This window comes from Streptomyces sp. NPDC029122 (assembly GCF_055569445.1).
Genome location: NZ_JBVHWK010000004.1, coordinates 69684 through 85342, shown reverse-complemented (window position 1 = coordinate 85342; position 15659 = coordinate 69684). Strand labels below are relative to the sequence as shown.

Annotated in this window: 15 protein-coding genes; 7 read left to right on the top strand and 8 right to left on the bottom strand. The window is 71.3% G+C overall.

Features of this window, described 5'->3' with window-relative positions; all coding sequences use genetic code 11:
- Nucleotides 1-112 precede the first annotated feature (112 nt).
- The 4 genes from ACZ4WZ_RS06960 to ACZ4WZ_RS06945 form a co-directional block, all read right to left on the bottom strand.
- Nucleotides 113-763, bottom strand: a complete 651-nt coding sequence (locus ACZ4WZ_RS06960) for a class I SAM-dependent methyltransferase (RefSeq protein WP_467886113.1) — start codon at nucleotides 761-763, stop codon at nucleotides 113-115.
- A 98-nt stretch (nucleotides 764-861) separates the two neighbouring features.
- Nucleotides 862-1671, bottom strand: a complete 810-nt coding sequence (locus ACZ4WZ_RS06955; protein ID WP_467886110.1) for a GNAT family N-acetyltransferase — start codon at nucleotides 1669-1671, stop codon at nucleotides 862-864.
- A 68-nt stretch (nucleotides 1672-1739) separates the two neighbouring features.
- Complete coding sequence (locus tag ACZ4WZ_RS06950) at nucleotides 1740-2012, bottom strand: protealysin inhibitor emfourin (RefSeq protein ID WP_467886107.1); 273 nt, start codon at nucleotides 2010-2012, stop codon at nucleotides 1740-1742.
- A gap of 42 nt (nucleotides 2013-2054) precedes the next feature.
- Nucleotides 2055-3131: a M4 family metallopeptidase gene (locus ACZ4WZ_RS06945; RefSeq protein WP_467886104.1), complete on the bottom strand. Its 1077-nt coding sequence runs from the start codon at nucleotides 3129-3131 to the stop codon at nucleotides 2055-2057.
- 366 nt (nucleotides 3132-3497) lie between these two features.
- Between ACZ4WZ_RS06945 and leuA the strand changes: the two genes are divergently transcribed.
- The 6 genes from leuA (at nucleotide 3498) to ACZ4WZ_RS06915 (ending at nucleotide 10842) form a co-directional block, all read left to right on the top strand.
- Complete coding sequence (leuA, locus tag ACZ4WZ_RS06940; RefSeq protein WP_467886101.1) at nucleotides 3498-5261, top strand: 2-isopropylmalate synthase; 1764 nt, start codon at nucleotides 3498-3500, stop codon at nucleotides 5259-5261.
- Nucleotides 5262-5600: 339 nt separating this feature from the next.
- Nucleotides 5601-6296, top strand: a complete 696-nt coding sequence (locus ACZ4WZ_RS06935; RefSeq protein ID WP_467886098.1) for a tellurite resistance TerB family protein — start codon at nucleotides 5601-5603, stop codon at nucleotides 6294-6296.
- A gap of 591 nt (nucleotides 6297-6887) precedes the next feature.
- A complete protein-coding gene (locus ACZ4WZ_RS06930) occupies nucleotides 6888-8603 on the top strand; it encodes a solute carrier family 23 protein (RefSeq protein WP_467886095.1) in 1716 nt (571 codons plus the stop codon).
- A 108-nt stretch (nucleotides 8604-8711) separates the two neighbouring features.
- Nucleotides 8712-9458: a DNA repair protein RecO gene (gene recO, locus ACZ4WZ_RS06925; protein WP_388939025.1), complete on the top strand. Its 747-nt coding sequence runs from the start codon at nucleotides 8712-8714 to the stop codon at nucleotides 9456-9458.
- An 11-nt stretch (nucleotides 9459-9469) separates the two neighbouring features.
- Nucleotides 9470-10291, top strand: coding sequence for an isoprenyl transferase (locus tag ACZ4WZ_RS06920; protein WP_030227016.1), 822 nt, complete (start codon nucleotides 9470-9472; stop codon nucleotides 10289-10291).
- Nucleotides 10292-10314: 23 nt separating this feature from the next.
- Nucleotides 10315-10842 (top strand): YcxB family protein, encoded by a 528-nt coding sequence (locus tag ACZ4WZ_RS06915; protein ID WP_467886091.1) that lies wholly within the window; start codon nucleotides 10315-10317, stop codon nucleotides 10840-10842.
- Here the strand turns inward: ACZ4WZ_RS06915 and ACZ4WZ_RS06910 are convergent.
- From ACZ4WZ_RS06910 to ACZ4WZ_RS06895, 4 genes are read right to left on the bottom strand one after another with little or no spacing between them, the layout of a single operon-like run.
- Nucleotides 10839-11267 carry a Fur family transcriptional regulator gene (locus ACZ4WZ_RS06910; RefSeq protein ID WP_388939029.1) on the bottom strand — a complete coding sequence of 143 codons (429 nt, stop codon included), beginning with the start codon at nucleotides 11265-11267 and terminating at the stop codon, nucleotides 10839-10841. The genes ACZ4WZ_RS06915 and ACZ4WZ_RS06910 overlap by 4 nt on opposite strands.
- A gap of 51 nt (nucleotides 11268-11318) precedes the next feature.
- A complete protein-coding gene (locus tag ACZ4WZ_RS06905) occupies nucleotides 11319-12182 on the bottom strand; it encodes a metal ABC transporter permease (protein ID WP_467886089.1) in 864 nt (287 codons plus the stop codon).
- Nucleotides 12182-13000 (bottom strand): metal ABC transporter ATP-binding protein, encoded by an 819-nt coding sequence (locus ACZ4WZ_RS06900; protein WP_467886086.1) that lies wholly within the window; start codon nucleotides 12998-13000, stop codon nucleotides 12182-12184. The genes ACZ4WZ_RS06905 and ACZ4WZ_RS06900 overlap by 1 nt, the downstream gene beginning before the upstream one ends.
- Nucleotides 13000-14016, bottom strand: a complete 1017-nt coding sequence (locus ACZ4WZ_RS06895; RefSeq protein WP_467886084.1) for a metal ABC transporter substrate-binding protein — start codon at nucleotides 14014-14016, stop codon at nucleotides 13000-13002. Before ACZ4WZ_RS06895 ends, ACZ4WZ_RS06900 begins: the two co-directional genes overlap by 1 nt.
- 154 nt (nucleotides 14017-14170) lie before the next feature.
- Here ACZ4WZ_RS06895 and ACZ4WZ_RS06890 point away from each other — a divergent pair, with 154 nt between their 5' ends.
- Nucleotides 14171-15553, top strand: a complete 1383-nt coding sequence (locus ACZ4WZ_RS06890) for a glycine--tRNA ligase (RefSeq protein ID WP_388939035.1) — start codon at nucleotides 14171-14173, stop codon at nucleotides 15551-15553.
- Nucleotides 15554-15659: the final 106 nt, after the last annotated feature.

Genomic DNA, 15659 nt, shown 5'->3' with positions numbered 1-15659 from the left:
CGGGGTCCCCCTCCTCCACCTCCCCCCCCCCCCCCCCCCCCCCCCCCCCCCCCCCCTCCCTCCCCCCCCCCCCCCACCCCCCCCCCCCCCCCCCCCCCCCCCCCACCAGGGCCTAGCGGAGCCTGCGCACCTTCAGCGCGTTGTCCTTGCGGCTCCCGGGCCGGCCGTCGGGGGCGGTCATGGCCTGCTCGTGCTCGGCCGCGAGCAGCACCTCCCAGGCGCCCTCCGGCAGCTCCAGCTGGGCGAGGACCTCGTCCGGGGTCGGGAAGTGGATGTCCGCGTGCGCGTCCGGGTCCCAGGACGGCCCGCCCGCGTGGCCCGCGATCAGCAGGATCCCGCCCGGGGCCACGGCCGTCGCGGCGGTGCGCAGGATCCGCTCGCGCGGGAAGTCCCCGTACGAGTGCAGGAAGCACGCGGAGACCAGGTCGAACTGGCCGTCGGGGAAGGACTCCGCCAGGTCGTGCCGCTGCCAGTCGACGCGGTCGGCGAGCCCCGCTTCGGCGGCGTGCTCGGCCGCCCGCTCCAGCGCCACCCCCGAGATGTCGGTCCCGGTGACCCGCCAGCCCCGCCGGGCGAGCCAGACCGCGTCGGCGCCCTCGCCGCAGCCGAGGTCGAGGGCGCGCCCGGGGGTGAGGTCGGAGGCCTCGCGGACCAGGACCTCGTTGGCCCTGCCGCTCCAGATGCGGTCGCTCTCGCGGTAGCGGGCGTCCCACCACTCCGCGCCCGCGGGGTGGTCCTGGTGCTGGTGCTGCTGCTCGGACATGGGGCCTCTTCCTGTACGGGTCTGCCGGTACGGCCGATGCTGCGCCGGGGCCGGGCCCCGGGCAACTTCCGTTGCCGAACCGGCAAACCCGCCGGGCCTCAGGCCGCCGCCGGCTCCGCGATCAGGGCCGTCCCCACCCGGCGGAACCCGGCGCGGGCGTAGATGCGGGCCACGTCCTCGTCCCCGGCCGACAGGAAGACCGTACGGGCCCCGCGGGCGCGGGCCCCGGCGACCAGTGCCGCCGTCACCCCGAGGGCCAGCCCCTGCCGCCGGGCGGTGGGCAGGGTGCCGACACCGACGATCTCGGCGACGTCGCCGACCGGGTTGTACTGGCCCGAGCACAGCACCAGGCCGTCCCGTACGGCAGCCGCCACCGCGGTGCGCCCGTCCGCGAGCATCGCGGACACCCTGCTCCGGCGCTCCTCGGAGGCCGGGTCCTCCAGCGCCGCCGCGAGCTGGGCCGGTCCCGCCGTGCCCAGGGCCGTGCCCGGCTCGCGGAAGGCCAGCGCGGGGACGGTCACGGCGGCCCCCAGCAGCGGGTCCCCCGCGCCGAGCAGCCGTACGTCGGGATGCGGCGGGAGCGGCTCGGCGTCCTCCTCCAGCACCATCAGCGGGTGGGCGTGCACGTGCAGCCCCGCCTCCTCCACGGCGGCCCGCAGCGAGGGGGTGGTTTCGGCCACCCACTCGAAGGACTCCGGCACCTTCAGCTCCCGCTGCCTCTCCAGCACCGCGCGCACGTCCTCGGCGGTCGCGTCGGCGCCGCCGGGCGCGGGCCGCGCGTAGTACTGCCAGCCCTGCCCCTCCTGTACGAACAGGGTCAGCGGCCCGAAGTCCTCGCCGCGCGCACCGCCCCGGCGGGGGACGGTGTCGTAGTACTGCTCCAGGGCGGCCAAGATCGTTTCACTCATGCCGCCATCCAAGCAAAACCGCCCCGGCCGGGCACCTGCTTATGCCCGGCCGGGAGACCGGCCCCGGTTCACGCGCCTTCCTTGAGCACCCGCGAGACCAGGCTCCGCTGGGCGTCCGACAGGTGCGGGTCCTGGCAGGACACCGTCCGGCCGTCCACCGTGATCCGGTAAGAGAACCCGTCCCGCACGCCGCCCGGCCCCGGCTCGGCGCGGGGATCCGGCCGCAGGGCCAGCAGGGCCAGCGCCCGCCACTCCTCCTCGTCGGGCCGGCCCGAGGTGTCCACCTCGGCCCGGCGTTCGATCCCCGCGAAACCGCCCGTCCGCACCACTTCGATCCGCATGGTGCCCCTTCTACCCGATGCGGACCGCCGCGCCCAGCCTCCTCAGGCCAGGCCGACGGACGACCAGGCCTTCTGGAGGGCCTGGTGCTCCGCGCCGCCCTCGCCGTACCGGGCGACCGCCGCGGCCACCGAGAGCCGCGCGAAGTCCTTGAAGGAGGCCTTCTCGCCCAGCTGCCCGCCGGTCAGCGTGTCGTACCAGATCTGACCGGCCCGCTCCCAGGCCTTGCCGCCCAGTTCGGTGGCCGCGATGTAGAAGGCGTGGTTGGGGATCCCGGAATTGATGTGGACGCCGCCGTTGTCGCGCGAGGTGTTGACGTAGTCGTCCATGGTCGCGGGCTGCGGGTCCTTGCCGAGCTCGTCGTCGTCGTACGCGGTCCCGGGCGCCTTCATCGAGCGCAGGGCGACCCCGGTGACGTTCGGCCCCAGCAGCCCGGCCCCGATCAGCCAGTCCGCCTGGTCGGCGGTCTGGCCGAGGGAGTACTGCTTGATCAGCGAGCCGAAGACGTCCGACATGGACTCGTTGAGCGCCCCGGACTGGCCGTGGTAGTCGAGGTTGGCCGTGTACTGGGTGACGCCGTGGGCCAGCTCGTGCCCGATCACGTCCACCGAGACGGTGAAATCGAGGAACAGGTCCCCGTCCCCGTCGCCGAAGACCATCTGCCGGCCGTCCCAGAAGGCGTTGTTGTAGTCCTCGCCGTAGTGGACGGTCGCGTCCAGGGGCAGCCCGGAGTCGTCGATGGAGTGCCGCCCGAAGGCCTTCAGGAACAGCTCGTACGTCGCCCCGAGCCCCGCGTAGGCACGGTTGACGGTGGAGTCGCCGACCGGCTCGCTGCCCTCCCCGCGGACCTTCTTCCCGGGCAGCCGGGTGCGGTGCTGGGCGTCGTAGACCGTCCGCGAGGGCCCTTCGGCCGGGGAGTCGACGAGGGAGGGGGCGATCCCGCGGAGGGCGTTGACCTGCCGCCGCTCGCGCAGGCCGCTGTCGTGCTCGAGGGTCCGCAGGGCCGCTTCGGCCCGCGCTCCGTCCGGGGACTGGGCGGCCTTGCGCAGGAGGTGCGGAGGCACCACGGTGCAGAAGACCGGGCGGTGGGGGGTGTGGCCAGGGGAAAGGAAGGCATCCATGCACGGCAATGTGGCAGTGGGTCATGCCGCTGTCACTAGCGGCGACCATGATTCATTCGGTTGTCTCAAACGGAGGGCGCCGCGTTGACGGATCGCCCTGACCTGGGCGCCCGAAAAGAGTCGTAGCTCACAAAGGGTGCAAATCGGGCACCCGGGTCTTGCATACTGAAACAGGTCCTCGCGATACGGCGCGGCTCGGCTAGGCTCGGCCCATCATGCGTTTCGGGCTGCTTCTCCTTAGCTGCCGCGGCGAGGGTCTGTAGTCGTAGGCCGGCCCCCTCCCCGCGGAGTTTGGTGTTGCGGTTTTCACTACCGCCGTCGGCCGTCCCAGCGAACTACACGCGGACACGCGAGGAGCCCAACGCCATGAGCCAGCAGCCTTTTGTCGGTCGCCCCACGCCCATCACGAACGCGACCCACACCCAGAAGCCCTCCGGGATGCCGATCCACAAGTACGGCGCGTACGAGCAGGTGGACATCCCGGACCGCACCTGGCCCGACGCCCGCGTCACCAAGGCCCCCCGCTGGCTGTCCACCGACCTGCGGGACGGCAACCAGTCGCTGATCGACCCGATGACCCCGGCCCGCAAGCGCGAGATGTTCGACCTGCTGGTGCGCATGGGCTACAAGGAGATCGAGGTCGGCTTCCCGTCCTCCGGCGAGACCGACTTCGCCTTCGTGCGCTCCATCATCGAAGAGGGCGCGATCCCGGACGACGTCACCATCTCCGTACTGACCCAGGCCCGCGAGGACCTGATCGAGCGGACCGTCGAGTCGCTGGTCGGCGCCAAGCGCGCCACCGTGCACCTGTACAACGCGACCGCCCCGACCTTCCGCCGGGTCGTCTTCCGCGGCTCCAAGGAGCAGATCAAGCAGATCGCCGTCGACGGCACCCGCCTGGTCATGGAGTACGCCGAGAAGCTGCTGGGCCCCGAGACCGTCTTCGGCTACCAGTACAGCCCGGAGATCTTCACCGACACCGAGCTGGACTTCGCCCTGGAGGTCTGCGAGGCCGTCTGCGACGTCTGGCAGCCGGCCGAGGGCCGCGAGATCATCCTGAACCTGCCCGCCACCGTGGAGCGTTCGACGCCCTCCACCCACGCGGACCGCTTCGAGTGGATGGCCCGCAACCTGACCCGCCGCGAGCACATCTGCATCTCCGTCCACCCGCACAACGACCGCGGCACCGCCGTCGCCGCCGCCGAGCTGGCCCTGATGGCCGGCGCCGACCGCATCGAGGGCTGCCTGTTCGGGCAGGGCGAGCGCACCGGCAACGTGGACCTGATCACCCTGGGCATGAACCTGTTCTCGCAGGGCATCGACCCGCAGATCGACTTCTCGCAGATCGACGAAATCCGCCGCACCAGCGAGTACTGCAACCAGATGGAGGTCCACCCGCGCCACCCCTACGCGGGCGACCTGGTCTACACCGCCTTCTCCGGCTCCCACCAGGACGCCATCAAGAAGGGCTTCGACGCCATGGAGGCCGACGCGGCCGCCCGGGGCAAGACCGTCGACGACATCGAGTGGGCCGTCCCGTACCTGCCCATCGACCCCAAGGACGTCGGCCGCTCCTACGAGGCGGTCATCCGGGTCAACTCGCAGTCCGGCAAGGGCGGCATCGCGTACGTCCTGAAGAACGACCACAAGCTGGACCTGCCGCGCCGCATGCAGATCGAGTTCTCGCGGATCATCCAGGCCAAGACCGACGCCGAGGGCGGCGAGGTCACGCCGAAGGCGATCTGGGACGTCTTCTCGGACGAGTACCTGCCCAACCCCGAGAACCCGTGGGGCCGCATCCAGCTGCGCTCCGGCTCGACCGCCACCGACAAGGACGGCACCGACACGCTGACCGTCGAGGCGGTCGTGGACGGTGTGGAGACGGTCCTGAACGGCACCGGCAACGGTCCGATCTCGGCCTTCTTCGACGCGCTGGCCGGCATCGGCGTCGACGCCCGCCTGCTGGACTACACCGAGCACACCATGAGCGAGGGCGCCTCCGCCGTGGCCGCCTCGTACATCGAGTGCGCGATCGACGGCCGGGTCCTGTGGGGCATCGGCATCGACGCCAACACCACCCGCGCCTCCCTGAAGGCGGTCATCTCCGCCGTCAACCGCGCGGGCCGCTGAGCCTGTCGCCCCGCCGGAGCCCCCGTCCCCCTGCCCGCAGGGGGCCGGGGGCTCTGGCGTCCCCGGGGCCGTTTCCCGGGGCGCGCGGTCTCCGTCCAGGGGCCGGCGCCCGCTCCGTGCGGATGGTTCCGGGAGCCACCGCGTTGACGCGGATCCCGTGCGCCGCCCGGCCCGCCGCCGGGGGCGCACTTCGGCCAACTCCCCTCCCCGCGCGATGTTGTCCTGTCGCACGACTGACGCAGCCTCACCGATGTGGCTAACATCACGCCAACCCGGCGGTGCTGCCGGAGGGGTCCCGCCCGCGTCCTGAGCGCCGCGGGGGAGATACGGAGGTGCGACGTGCTGCCAGTTCGGGGTGGGGACGGCCGGAAGCTGACCGTCTGGGGCATCCGCACCACCTGGAGCACCGTGGGAGACGGGGAGTTCTTCTGCCCCGGCTGCGGCGGTGACCGCAATTTCCGCAGGCGCACCGGGCGCAGGCGCTTCACCGTGCTCGGCGTGCCGCTGCTGCCGCGCGGGGAGGCCGGGCCCGTCATCGAGTGCCAGGGCTGCCGGCAGCGCTTCGGCACCGACGTGCTGGACCACCTGACCACCACCCGCTTCTCGGCGCTGCTGCGCGACGCCGTGCACACCGTGGCGCTGGCCGTGCTCGCGGCGGGCGGGACCACCTCGCGCAGCGCCCTGGACGCCGCCGTGGCGTCCGTACGGGCCGCCGGGTTCCAGGACTGCACCGCGGAGCAGCTGGAGTCCCTCGTGGACGCCCTGGCCGCCGACGAGGGCCGGCTGGGGCTGTACGACGGGCCCGAGTGCTGCGGGGCCGCGCTGTCGATAGAGCTCCACGAGGCGCTGGAGCCGCTCGCCCCGCACCTGGCCGTGCCGGGGCGGGAGTCGATCCTGCTCCAGGGCGCGCGGATCGCGCTCGCGGACGGCCCCTACATCCCCGCCGAGCGCGAGGTGCTGGCCACCGTCGGGGCGGCGCTGCGGATGGGCACGGACGAGGTGTCCGGCCTCCTCTCGGCGGTCCGCGCGCCGTAGGGGAACGCGTACGAAGTCCGGACCCGGCGGGTTCTCCGCCGGGTCCGGCTGCCTTTCGGCCACGATCCGGACGGCGGAACCGCCATAAATGGCCGCGAGCGAGGTAACGATCCGGCCTCCCGGGGGTGGGCCGGGGCGCCGCGGTCTCCGTGCAAGGGGGTGGACCCGGCCCTTCCGTACAAAAATTCCGCATTTCGGACGGCCGGAATTGCGCCCTCGGATTTGCGTGGCCGAATGCTTGCGAACCGGGTACCGCCAGCGTGGAAGGGCGGAAATTCGCAGGTGCGCAGCCTGCGGGAGGTGTTCCGCGGTCCTCGCCCCATACGCCCGTGTGGCGGGGTGCGCCATTGGAGGAACCGCCAGATCCGGCGTCCTGAAACGCCTGCGGTTCGTCGAAGTCTCCGATATCTGTGAGCGCTTCCACAGGCGTTCAATTTCGGTCACACGAGGAGACGCCGCCGGAAACATCCGGGCGCTTCGATCCACGTGTTCGAGCTGACAACCCTGGCGAACCAACGGGTTAACGACCCACTTCGCCCAGGGACAACCAGATTCCTCTCGTTACCTACCTCATTGAAGGGCAAGGCAGAGATGGCACGTGTCGCCGCCCGGCTTTCCGCCAACGGAGAGCAGAGCACGCACCCGGTCGACGAGGTGCTCCCCCTCCCCAAGCTCGCGCTGTACGGCTTCCAGCACGTACTCGCGTTCTACGCCGGCGCGGTGATCGTCCCGATCATCGTGGGCAGCGCACTCAAGCTGAGCCCTGAACAGCTCGTCTACCTGATCAACGCGGACCTCCTCACCTGCGGTATCGCCTCGATCATCCAGGCCTTCGGCATCGGCAGGATCGGCGCGCGACTGCCGCTGATCCAGGGCGTCACCTTCACGGCGGTCTCCCCGATGATCGCCATCGGCCTCGGCGCCGGCGGCGGCACCGCCGCGCTGCTGGTCATCTACGGCGCGGTCATCACCGCCGGTATCGCCACCTTCGCCTTCGCCTGGCTGCCCGCCAACGCGTTCCGGGCGGTCATGCGGCTCTTCCCGCCGGTGGTCACCGGCACCGTCATCACGGTGCTCGGCATCGTCCTGATCCCCGTCGGCCTCAACGACGCGGCCGGCGGCCTCGGCAGCCCGGACTTCGGCGACCCGAAGAACTTCGCCTACGCCGGCGGCACGATGCTCTTCATCCTCGTCCTGATGAAGCTCGGCAAGCCGTTCCTCTCCAGCATCGCCATCCTGCTCGGCCTGGTCGTCGGCACCGCCGTCGCGTTCCTCCTCGGGGACGCCAAGTTCGGCGACGTCGGTGACGCGGGCTGGATCGGGGTCAGCACCCCCTTCCACTTCGGCATGCCGAAGTTCGAGTGGTTCCCGATCGTCCTGATGCTGATCGTCATGCTGATCACCATGGTCGAGACGACCGGTGACACGTACGCGGTGGGCGACATCGTCGGCAAGGAGGTCGACAGCGAGACCGTGGCCCGCGCCCTGCGTGCCGACGGCGCCGCGACCGCCCTCGGCGGCGTCCTGAACTCCTTCCCGTACGTCGCCTTCGCCGAGAACGTCGGCCTGGTGCGCATGACGAAGGTCAAGAGCCGCTTCGTGGTCGTCGCCGCGGGCGTCTTCATGATCATCCTGGGTCTGCTGCCCAAGGCCGCCGCGATCGTCGCCGCCGTCCCGCACGGGGTGCTGGGCGGCGCCGCGACCGTCATGTTCGCCATGGTCGCCCTGGCCGGCATCCAGACGCTGGCCAAGGTGGACCTGAAGGAGGAGAAGAACGCGCTGGTCGTCGGTGTCTCCCTCGCCTTCGCCCTGCTCCCGGCCACCGTCCCGGTGCTCTTCTCCCAGCACATGGACCCCGACCTGTCCTCGCTCCTCAACAGCGGCGTGACCCTCGGTGCCACGGCCGCCATCGTGCTCAACCTGATCTTCAACGGCCCGGCCAAGGACGACGCGCGGACCGCCGCCCTCGTACCGGCCTCGGCCCTCGTCGAGACCGCGGCCCACGTCGGGCTGCCCGCCCAGCCGGTGGGCGCTCCGGCCGACGCGGAGAAGGCAGGGGCAGCGGAGAAGGACACCTCGGAGAAGGCCGGGGCAGCGGAGGACACCTCGGAGAAGGGCGAAGCAGAGAAGGGCGAAGCAGCGGAGGACGCCCCGGAGAAGGGCGAAGCGGCGGAGGACGCCCCGGAGAAGGACGCCGCCGAGACCGCCGGGGCCGGGAAGGTCGCCGTCGGCCCGGCCGGAGCCGCGGCAGCCGACTCCGAGAAGGCCGTCGAAAAGGCCGGCGACGCGGGTGCGCCCGCCTCCTGACCCTCCCAAGGGGTGCCGACCCCCGTCCGGACCCGTCCAGCCACCGCTGGACGGTGCTCCAGCCCGGACGGGGGCCGGCGCTGTCCGCGCGCAGGGGACAATGGGGCCATGAGCCTGTTCCGCGACGACGGCATCGTGCTGCGCACCCAGAAGCTGGGTGAGGCGGACCGCATCATCACGCTCCTCACCCGCGGCCACGGCCGCGTCCGGGCGGTCGCCCGCGGGGTGCGGCGTACCAAGTCGAAGTTCGGCGCCCGGCTGGAACCTTTCTCCCACGCCGACGTGCAGTTCTTCGCACGCGGCAGCGAGCTCATCGGCCGCAGCCTGCCGCTGTGCACCCAGACCGAGATCATCGCGCCCTACGGCAACGGCATCGCGAGCGACTACGCCCGCTACACCGCCGGCACCGCCATGCTGGAAACCGCCGAGCGCTTCACCGAGAACGAGGGCGAGCCCGCCGTACAGCAGTACCTCCTGCTGGTCGGCGCCCTGCGCACCCTCTCGCGCGGCGAGCACGAACCGCACCTCATCCTCGACGCCTTCCTGCTGCGCTCCCTCGCCGTCAACGGCTACGCCCCCAGCTTCGAGGACTGCGCGAAGTGCGGGATCCACGGCCCCAACCGGCACTTCTCCGTCGCCGCGGGCGGGGTCATATGCGGGGACTGCCGGGTGCCGGGCTCCGTCGTACCCTCGTCCGAGGCCATCGCCCTGCTCAGCGCGCTGCTGACGGGCGACTGGAAGCACGCGGACGCCTGCGAGGCCCGCCACGCGCGGGAGGGCAGCGGGCTGGTCTCGGCCTATTTGCACTGGCATCTGGAGCGCGGGCTACGCTCCCTCCGATACGTCGAGAAATAGGAGCTGGGCACATGGCACGACGCGGGATTCTGGGACGCTCTCGCCGCGAGTACAAGGTTCCCGAGCCGCACCCGTCCGGTGCGCGCCCGCCGAAGATCCCCGGTGAGCTGGTCCCGAACCACGTAGCCGTCGTCATGGACGGCAACGGCCGCTGGGCCAAGGAGCGCGGCCTGCCGCGCACCGAGGGGCACAAGGTCGGCGAGGGCGTCGTCCTCGACGTGCTCAAGGGCTGCCTGGAGATGGGCGTCAAGAACCTCTCCCTCTACGCCTTCTCGACGGAGAACTGGAAGCGCTCGCCCGACGAGGTCCGCTTCCTGATGAACTTCAACCGCGACGTCATCCGCCGCCGCCGCGACGAGATGAACGAGCTCGGCATCCGGATCCGCTGGGTCGGCCGCATGCCGAAGATGTGGAAGTCCGTCGTCCAGGAGCTCCAGATCGCGCAGGAGCAGACCGTCGACAACGACGCCATGACCCTGTACTTCTGCGTCAACTACGGCGGCCGCGCGGAGATCGCGGACGCGGCGCAGGCGATCGCCCGGGACGTGGCGGCCGGCAGGCTGGACCCGTCGAAGGTGAACGAGAAGACCTTCGCCAAGTACATCTACTACCCGGACATGCCGGACGTGGACCTGTTCCTGCGCCCCAGCGGCGAGCAGCGCACCTCGAACTACCTGCTGTGGCAGAGCGCGTACGCCGAGATGGTCTTCCAGGACGTGCTGTGGCCGGACTTCGACCGCCGCAACCTCTGGGCGGCCTGCCTGGAGTACGCCCAGCGCGACCGCCGCTTCGGCGGCGCCGTCCCGAACCAGCCCGAGGGCTCCGGGAGCTGAACCCTCCGCTAGGCTCCGCCGCCATGGACATGACCGACATGGCGGTGGAGCTGCACTACGGCGCGGCCCGCCGCGACGCGTGGGAGGTGCTGCGCTGGCGCGCCCTGAGGACCCCCGGGGGCCGCAAGGAGCTGCTGCTGTGGCTGGTGGCGCTCCCCGGGGTGCCGGTCGGGCTGGTCGTGCTCCAGCACGGCCGGGCGGCGGACCCGGCCGGCCTGGCCTTCGCGGGCGCGGTGGCACTGGTCCTGGGCGCCGTCTTGCACTGCCTGGACCTGCGGCGGCGGGCGCGCCGGATGTACCGCTGGGCCGCGGAGCACCCCGAGTACAAGCTGGTGGTCACCGGGCTCGGTACGCAGAACCACCGCCCCGACGGGACGGCGGTGGCCTACAGGTGGGACAAGTACCGGGGCTGGGCGGAGACCCGGGGCCTGTTCGTCCTCGTGTTCTTCAACGGCGACCTGGGCTGGCTGCCGAAGCGCGGGGCCCGGGCCCCCGAGGACCTCGACCGGATCCGATCGCTCTTCGACCGGAACCTGACCAGGATCGGTTAGCCGGCGGCCGCGCAGTCCGCGCAGGTGCCGAAGATCTCGACGGTGTGGGCGACGTTCACGTAGCCGTGCTCGGCCGCGATCGACTCGGCCCACTTCTCCACGGCCGGGCCCTCCACCTCGACCGCCTTGCCGCACTTGCGGCAGACCAGGTGGTGGTGGTGGTCCCCGGTGGAGCAGCGCCGGTACACGGACTCGCCGTCGCTGGTGCGCAGCACGTCGACCTCGCCGGCGTCCGCGAGGGACTGCAGGGTGCGGTACACGGTGGTCAGGCCCACGGAGTCACCGCGGTGCTTGAGCATGTCGTGCAGCTCCTGGGCGCTGCGGAACTCGTCCACCTCGTCCAGCGCCGCCGCCACGGCGGCCCGCTGCCGGGTGGATCGCCCTCGTACTGGCGCGGTACTCGTCTCGCCAGGCGCAGTCGCCACCGGTTCCTCCTCATCTCGGCCTGCCGCCATTGTGCCAGGCGGCCGCCGCTGCTAGACCTTCACGTCGTCCTGGAGGCAGACCTCCCCCGCGGCCCGGGAAGCCTTCGCGCGGCGCCTGGCCAGCGGTGCGGACAGGGCCGTCATCACCAGGAAGACACCGATGGCGAGCAGCACGATCGTGGCGCCCGACGGCGCGTCGATGTAGTACGTGGCGGCCGTGCCGGTCAGGGAGACGGTGAGGCTGATCGCGACCGCCAGGCCCAGCGTCGCCGCGAAACCCCTGGTGACCCGCTGGGCGGCCGCCACCGGGATCACCATCATGGCGCTGACCAGCAGCAGGCCGACGATGCGCATCGCGACGGTGACCGTGACGGCGGCGGTGACGGCGAGCAGCAGGTTCAGCGCGCGCACCGGCAGGCCGGTGACCCGGGCGAACTCCTCGTCCTGGCACACGGCGAAGAGCTGGCGGCGCATGCCGACCGTGACGGCGAGGACGAAGGCGGCGAGGATCGCCATCGCGGTGACGTCCTCGGGCGCGACGGTGGTGATCGAGCCGAACATGGCGCTGAGCAGGCTGGTCGTGGAGCCGCCCCCGACGTTGATGATCATCACACCGCCGGCCAGGCCGCCGTAGAAGAGCATGGACAGGGCCACGTCCCCGCTGGTCCTGCCGCGGGAGCGGATCAGCTCCATCCCGACGGCGCCGAGGACCGCGACGAGGGTGGCCATCCACACGGGGCTGGTCTGGAGGACGAAGCCGAGCGCGACACCGGTCATGGCGACGTGGCCGAGGCCGTCGCCCATGACCGCCTGGCGGCGCTGTACGAGGTACGTGCCGATCGCGGGCGCGGTCATGCCGACCAGCGCGGCGGCGATCAGGGCCCGCTGCATGAAGGCGTAGTTCAGGAGGTCCATCAGCTCAGCAGTCCCGTCCGCAGGGGCTCGGCGTCGTGCGCCGCGTGGGGGTGTACGTGGTCGTGGCCGGGCAGGGCGTGCTGGCCCACGGCCTCGGGGGGCGGGCCGTCGTGCGTGACGCAGCCGTCGCGCAGGACCACGGCCCGGTCGATCAGGGGCTCCAGCGGGCCCAGCTCGTGCAGGACGAGCAGGACGGTGGTGCCGAGGGCCACCTGCTGCCGTAGGGCGCCCGCGAGGACCTCCTGGTTGCTCAGGTCGACGCCCGCCATCGGCTCGTCCATGATCAGCAGTTCGGGTTCGACGGCGAGTGCCCGGGCGATGAGTACGCGCTGGTGCTGGCCGCCGGAGAGCGCGTTGACCGAGGCGTCGGCGTAGTCCTCCATGCCGACGAGGGCCAGGGCGGCCTCGACGGCGGTCCTGTCGGCCTTGCGCAGGACCCCGAAGCGGGTACGGGCCAGGCGGCCGGAGGAGACGACCTCCCGGACGGTGGCGGGGACGCCGCTGGCGGCGGTGGTGCGCTGGGGGACGTAGCCGATCCGCGACCACGCGCGGAAGCGCTTGAAGTCGGTGCCGAAGAGGGAGAGGGTGCCGCCGGTGAGCGGGACCTGTCCGACGACGGCGCGGACGGCCGTGGACTTGCCGGAGCCGTTGGCGCCGAGCAGCGCGACGACCTCACCGCGGCGGACGGTGAGGTCGATCCCGCGCAGCACGGGGCGCGCGCCGAGCGAGGCGGTGGCCCCGCGCAGGGATATGACGGGCTGGTCCTCGGCCTCTCGTGGCGTGGACTGCATGGCGCGCACCTCCGTTGCTGCTGTCATTACTTGGCTCCGAGTGCCTTCTGGAGGTTCTTCAGGTTGGAGCGCATGACCTCGAAGTAGTCAGCGCCCTGCGACGTGTCCGTGATTCCCTCGAGGGGGTCGAGGACGTCGGTGGTCAGACCCGTGTCCCGGGCGAGGCTCTTGGCGGTCTTGTCGCTGGCCAGGGTCTCGAAGAAGACGGTGGTGACATTGTCCTTCTTCGCGACGGCCTGGAGGTCCTTCATCCGGGCCGGGCTGGGTTCGGCCTCGGGGTCGACGCCGGAGATGCCCTCCTGGTCGAGGCCGTAGCGCTCCGCGAGGTAGCCGAAGGCGGAGTGGGTGGTGATGAAGGTCCTGGAGGCCGTGTTCTTCAGGCCGTCCTTGAACTCGGTGTCCAGGGCGCCCAGTTTGGCGGTGAGCTCGGCGGTGTTCTTCCGGTAGTCCGCCGCGTGGTCGGGGTCGGCCTTCTCCAGGACGGCGCCGAAGCCCTTGGCGATCTCCGCGTACTTGGTCGGGTCGAGCCAGACGTGCGGGTCCTCGCCGGCCTCGCCGTGGGCGTGGTCGTGGCCCTCGCCCTCGGCGGCGTGACCGGCGCCTTCGCCCTCGGCGGCGTGGCCTTCGCCCTCGTGGCCTTCGTGCTTCTCGTGGCCCTCGGCGGAGTGGACCTCCAGCTTGGTGAGGGTGGCCGCGTCGACGACGTTCTTCACGCCGGACTGCGCAACCGCCTTGTCCACGGCGGGCTGGAGGGTCTTGAGGTAGAGGACCACGTCCGACTCGGCGAGCTGCCCGGTCTGCTTCGGCGTGATCTCCAGGTCGTGCGGCTCGACGCCCGGCTTGGTCAGGGTGTCGACCTTGACGTGGTCCCCGCCTATCTGCTCGGCGAGGTACTGCAGCGGGTAGAACGACGCCGTCACGTGCAGCTTGCCGTCCTCGGCGGCCGCCGGGCCGGCGGTGCCGGAGCAGGCGGTGAGGGCCGTCGCGCCGAGGGCTGCGGCGGCGGTGAGGGCGGCGGTGGGTATCAGGCGTCGTACGTTCATGACATCCATTTTCATCAAAGATGGAAACCGTTGTCAAAAACCCAGGTGGGAGGCGTGCCCGGGCCCGTGGAAGGGCATACCCGATTTGAAAGGGAGGGTGCGGGCGCCGGTAACCTGAGGCATTCGCGTTCGTCCTCGTAATGAAGAGAGCACCGTGGCCGCCGACAAGATCGAAACCATCGTCAGCCTGAGCAAGCGCCGTGGCTTCGTTTTCCCGTGCAGTGACATCTACGGCGGCTCCAGGGCTGCCTGGGACTACGGTCCGCTGGGTGTGGAGCTCAAGGAGAACATCAAGCGCCAGTGGTGGAAGGCCATGGTCACCGGGCGTGAGGACATCGTCGGTCTCGACTCCTCCGTGATCCTCGCCCCCGAGGTGTGGGTCGCCTCCGGTCACGTCGCGACGTTCTCCGACCCGCTCACCGAGTGCACCGCCTGCCACAAGCGGCACCGCGCCGACCACCTGGAAGAGGCGTACGAGGCCAAGCACGGCCGCCTGCCCGCGAACGGCCTCGCCGACATCAACTGCCCGCACTGCGGCGTGAAGGGCCAGTTCACCGAGCCGAAGCAGTTCTCCGGCATGCTGGAGACCCACCTCGGCCCGACCCAGGACACCGGCTCGAAGGCGTACCTGCGCCCCGAGACCGCCCAGGGCATCTTCACCAACTTCGCCATGGTGCAGACGACTTCGCGCAAGAAGCCCCCGTTCGGCATCGCGCAGATGGGCAAGTCCTTCCGCAACGAGATCACGCCCGGCAACTTCATCTTCCGCACCCGCGAGTTCGAGCAGATGGAGATGGAGTTCTTCGTCAAGCCGGGCGAGGACGAGCAGTGGCAGGAATACTGGATGCAGGAGCGGTGGAACTGGTACCGCGGCCTGGGTCTGCGCGAGGAGAACATGCGCTGGTACGAGCACCCGGCGGAGAAGCTCTCCCACTACTCGAAGCGCACCGCCGACATCGAGTACCGCTTCAACTTCGGCGGCAGCGAGTTCTCCGAGCTCGAGGGCGTGGCCAACCGCACCGACTACGACCTGAAGGCGCACTCGGCGGCCTCGGGCCAGGACCTGGTCTACTTCGACCAGGAGGCCAAGGAGCGCTACACCCCGTACGTCATCGAGCCGGCGGCCGGCGTCAACCGCGCCATGCTCGCCTTCATGCTCGACGCGTACGTCGAGGACGAGGCCCCCAACGCCAAGGGCGCCATGGAGAAGCGCACGGTCATGCGCTTCGACCCGCGCCTGGCGCCCATCAAGGTCGCCGTCCTGCCGTTGTCCCGCAACGCGGACCTGTCGCCGAAGGCCAAGGGCCTGGCCGCCGACCTGCGCAAGAACTGGAACATCGAGTTCGATGACGCGGGCGCCATCGGCCGCCGCTACCGTCGCCAGGACGAGATCGGTACGCCGTTCTGCGTCACCGTCGACTTCGACACGCTCGACGACAACGCGGTGACCGTGCGCGAGCGCGACACCATGAAGCAGGAGCGCGTGTCCCTGGACCAGATCCAGAGCTACCTCGGCAGCCGTCTGCTCGGCTGCTAGGTTCCCGCCCCGAAGACCGGTGGGGGGGGGGGGGGGGGGGGGGAACGGGGGGGGGGGGGGGGGGGGGGGGGGGGGGGGGGGGGGGGGGGGGGGGGGGGAAGGGACA

Bases quoted from the DNA above. Each gene is read 5' to 3' on its own strand.
- ACZ4WZ_RS06960 (WP_467886113.1), bottom strand. From the start codon at position 763: ATGTCCGAGCAGCAGCACCAGCACCAGGACCACCCCGCGGGCGCGGAG.
- ACZ4WZ_RS06955 (WP_467886110.1), bottom strand. From the start codon at position 1,671: ATGAGTGAAACGATCTTGGCCGCCCTGGAGCAGTACTACGACACCGTC.
- ACZ4WZ_RS06950 (WP_467886107.1), bottom strand. From the start codon at position 2,012: ATGCGGATCGAAGTGGTGCGGACGGGCGGTTTCGCGGGGATCGAACGC.
- ACZ4WZ_RS06945 (WP_467886104.1), bottom strand. From the start codon at position 3,131: ATGGATGCCTTCCTTTCCCCTGGCCACACCCCCCACCGCCCGGTCTTC.
- leuA (WP_467886101.1), top strand. From the start codon at position 3,498: ATGAGCCAGCAGCCTTTTGTCGGTCGCCCCACGCCCATCACGAACGCG.
- ACZ4WZ_RS06930 (WP_467886095.1), top strand. From the start codon at position 6,888: ATGGCACGTGTCGCCGCCCGGCTTTCCGCCAACGGAGAGCAGAGCACG.
- recO (WP_388939025.1), top strand. From the start codon at position 8,712: ATGAGCCTGTTCCGCGACGACGGCATCGTGCTGCGCACCCAGAAGCTG.
- ACZ4WZ_RS06920 (WP_030227016.1), top strand. From the start codon at position 9,470: ATGGCACGACGCGGGATTCTGGGACGCTCTCGCCGCGAGTACAAGGTT.
- ACZ4WZ_RS06915 (WP_467886091.1), top strand. From the start codon at position 10,315: ATGGACATGACCGACATGGCGGTGGAGCTGCACTACGGCGCGGCCCGC.
- ACZ4WZ_RS06905 (WP_467886089.1), bottom strand. From the start codon at position 12,182: ATGGACCTCCTGAACTACGCCTTCATGCAGCGGGCCCTGATCGCCGCC.
- ACZ4WZ_RS06900 (WP_467886086.1), bottom strand. From the start codon at position 13,000: ATGACAGCAGCAACGGAGGTGCGCGCCATGCAGTCCACGCCACGAGAG.
- ACZ4WZ_RS06895 (WP_467886084.1), bottom strand. From the start codon at position 14,016: ATGAACGTACGACGCCTGATACCCACCGCCGCCCTCACCGCCGCCGCA.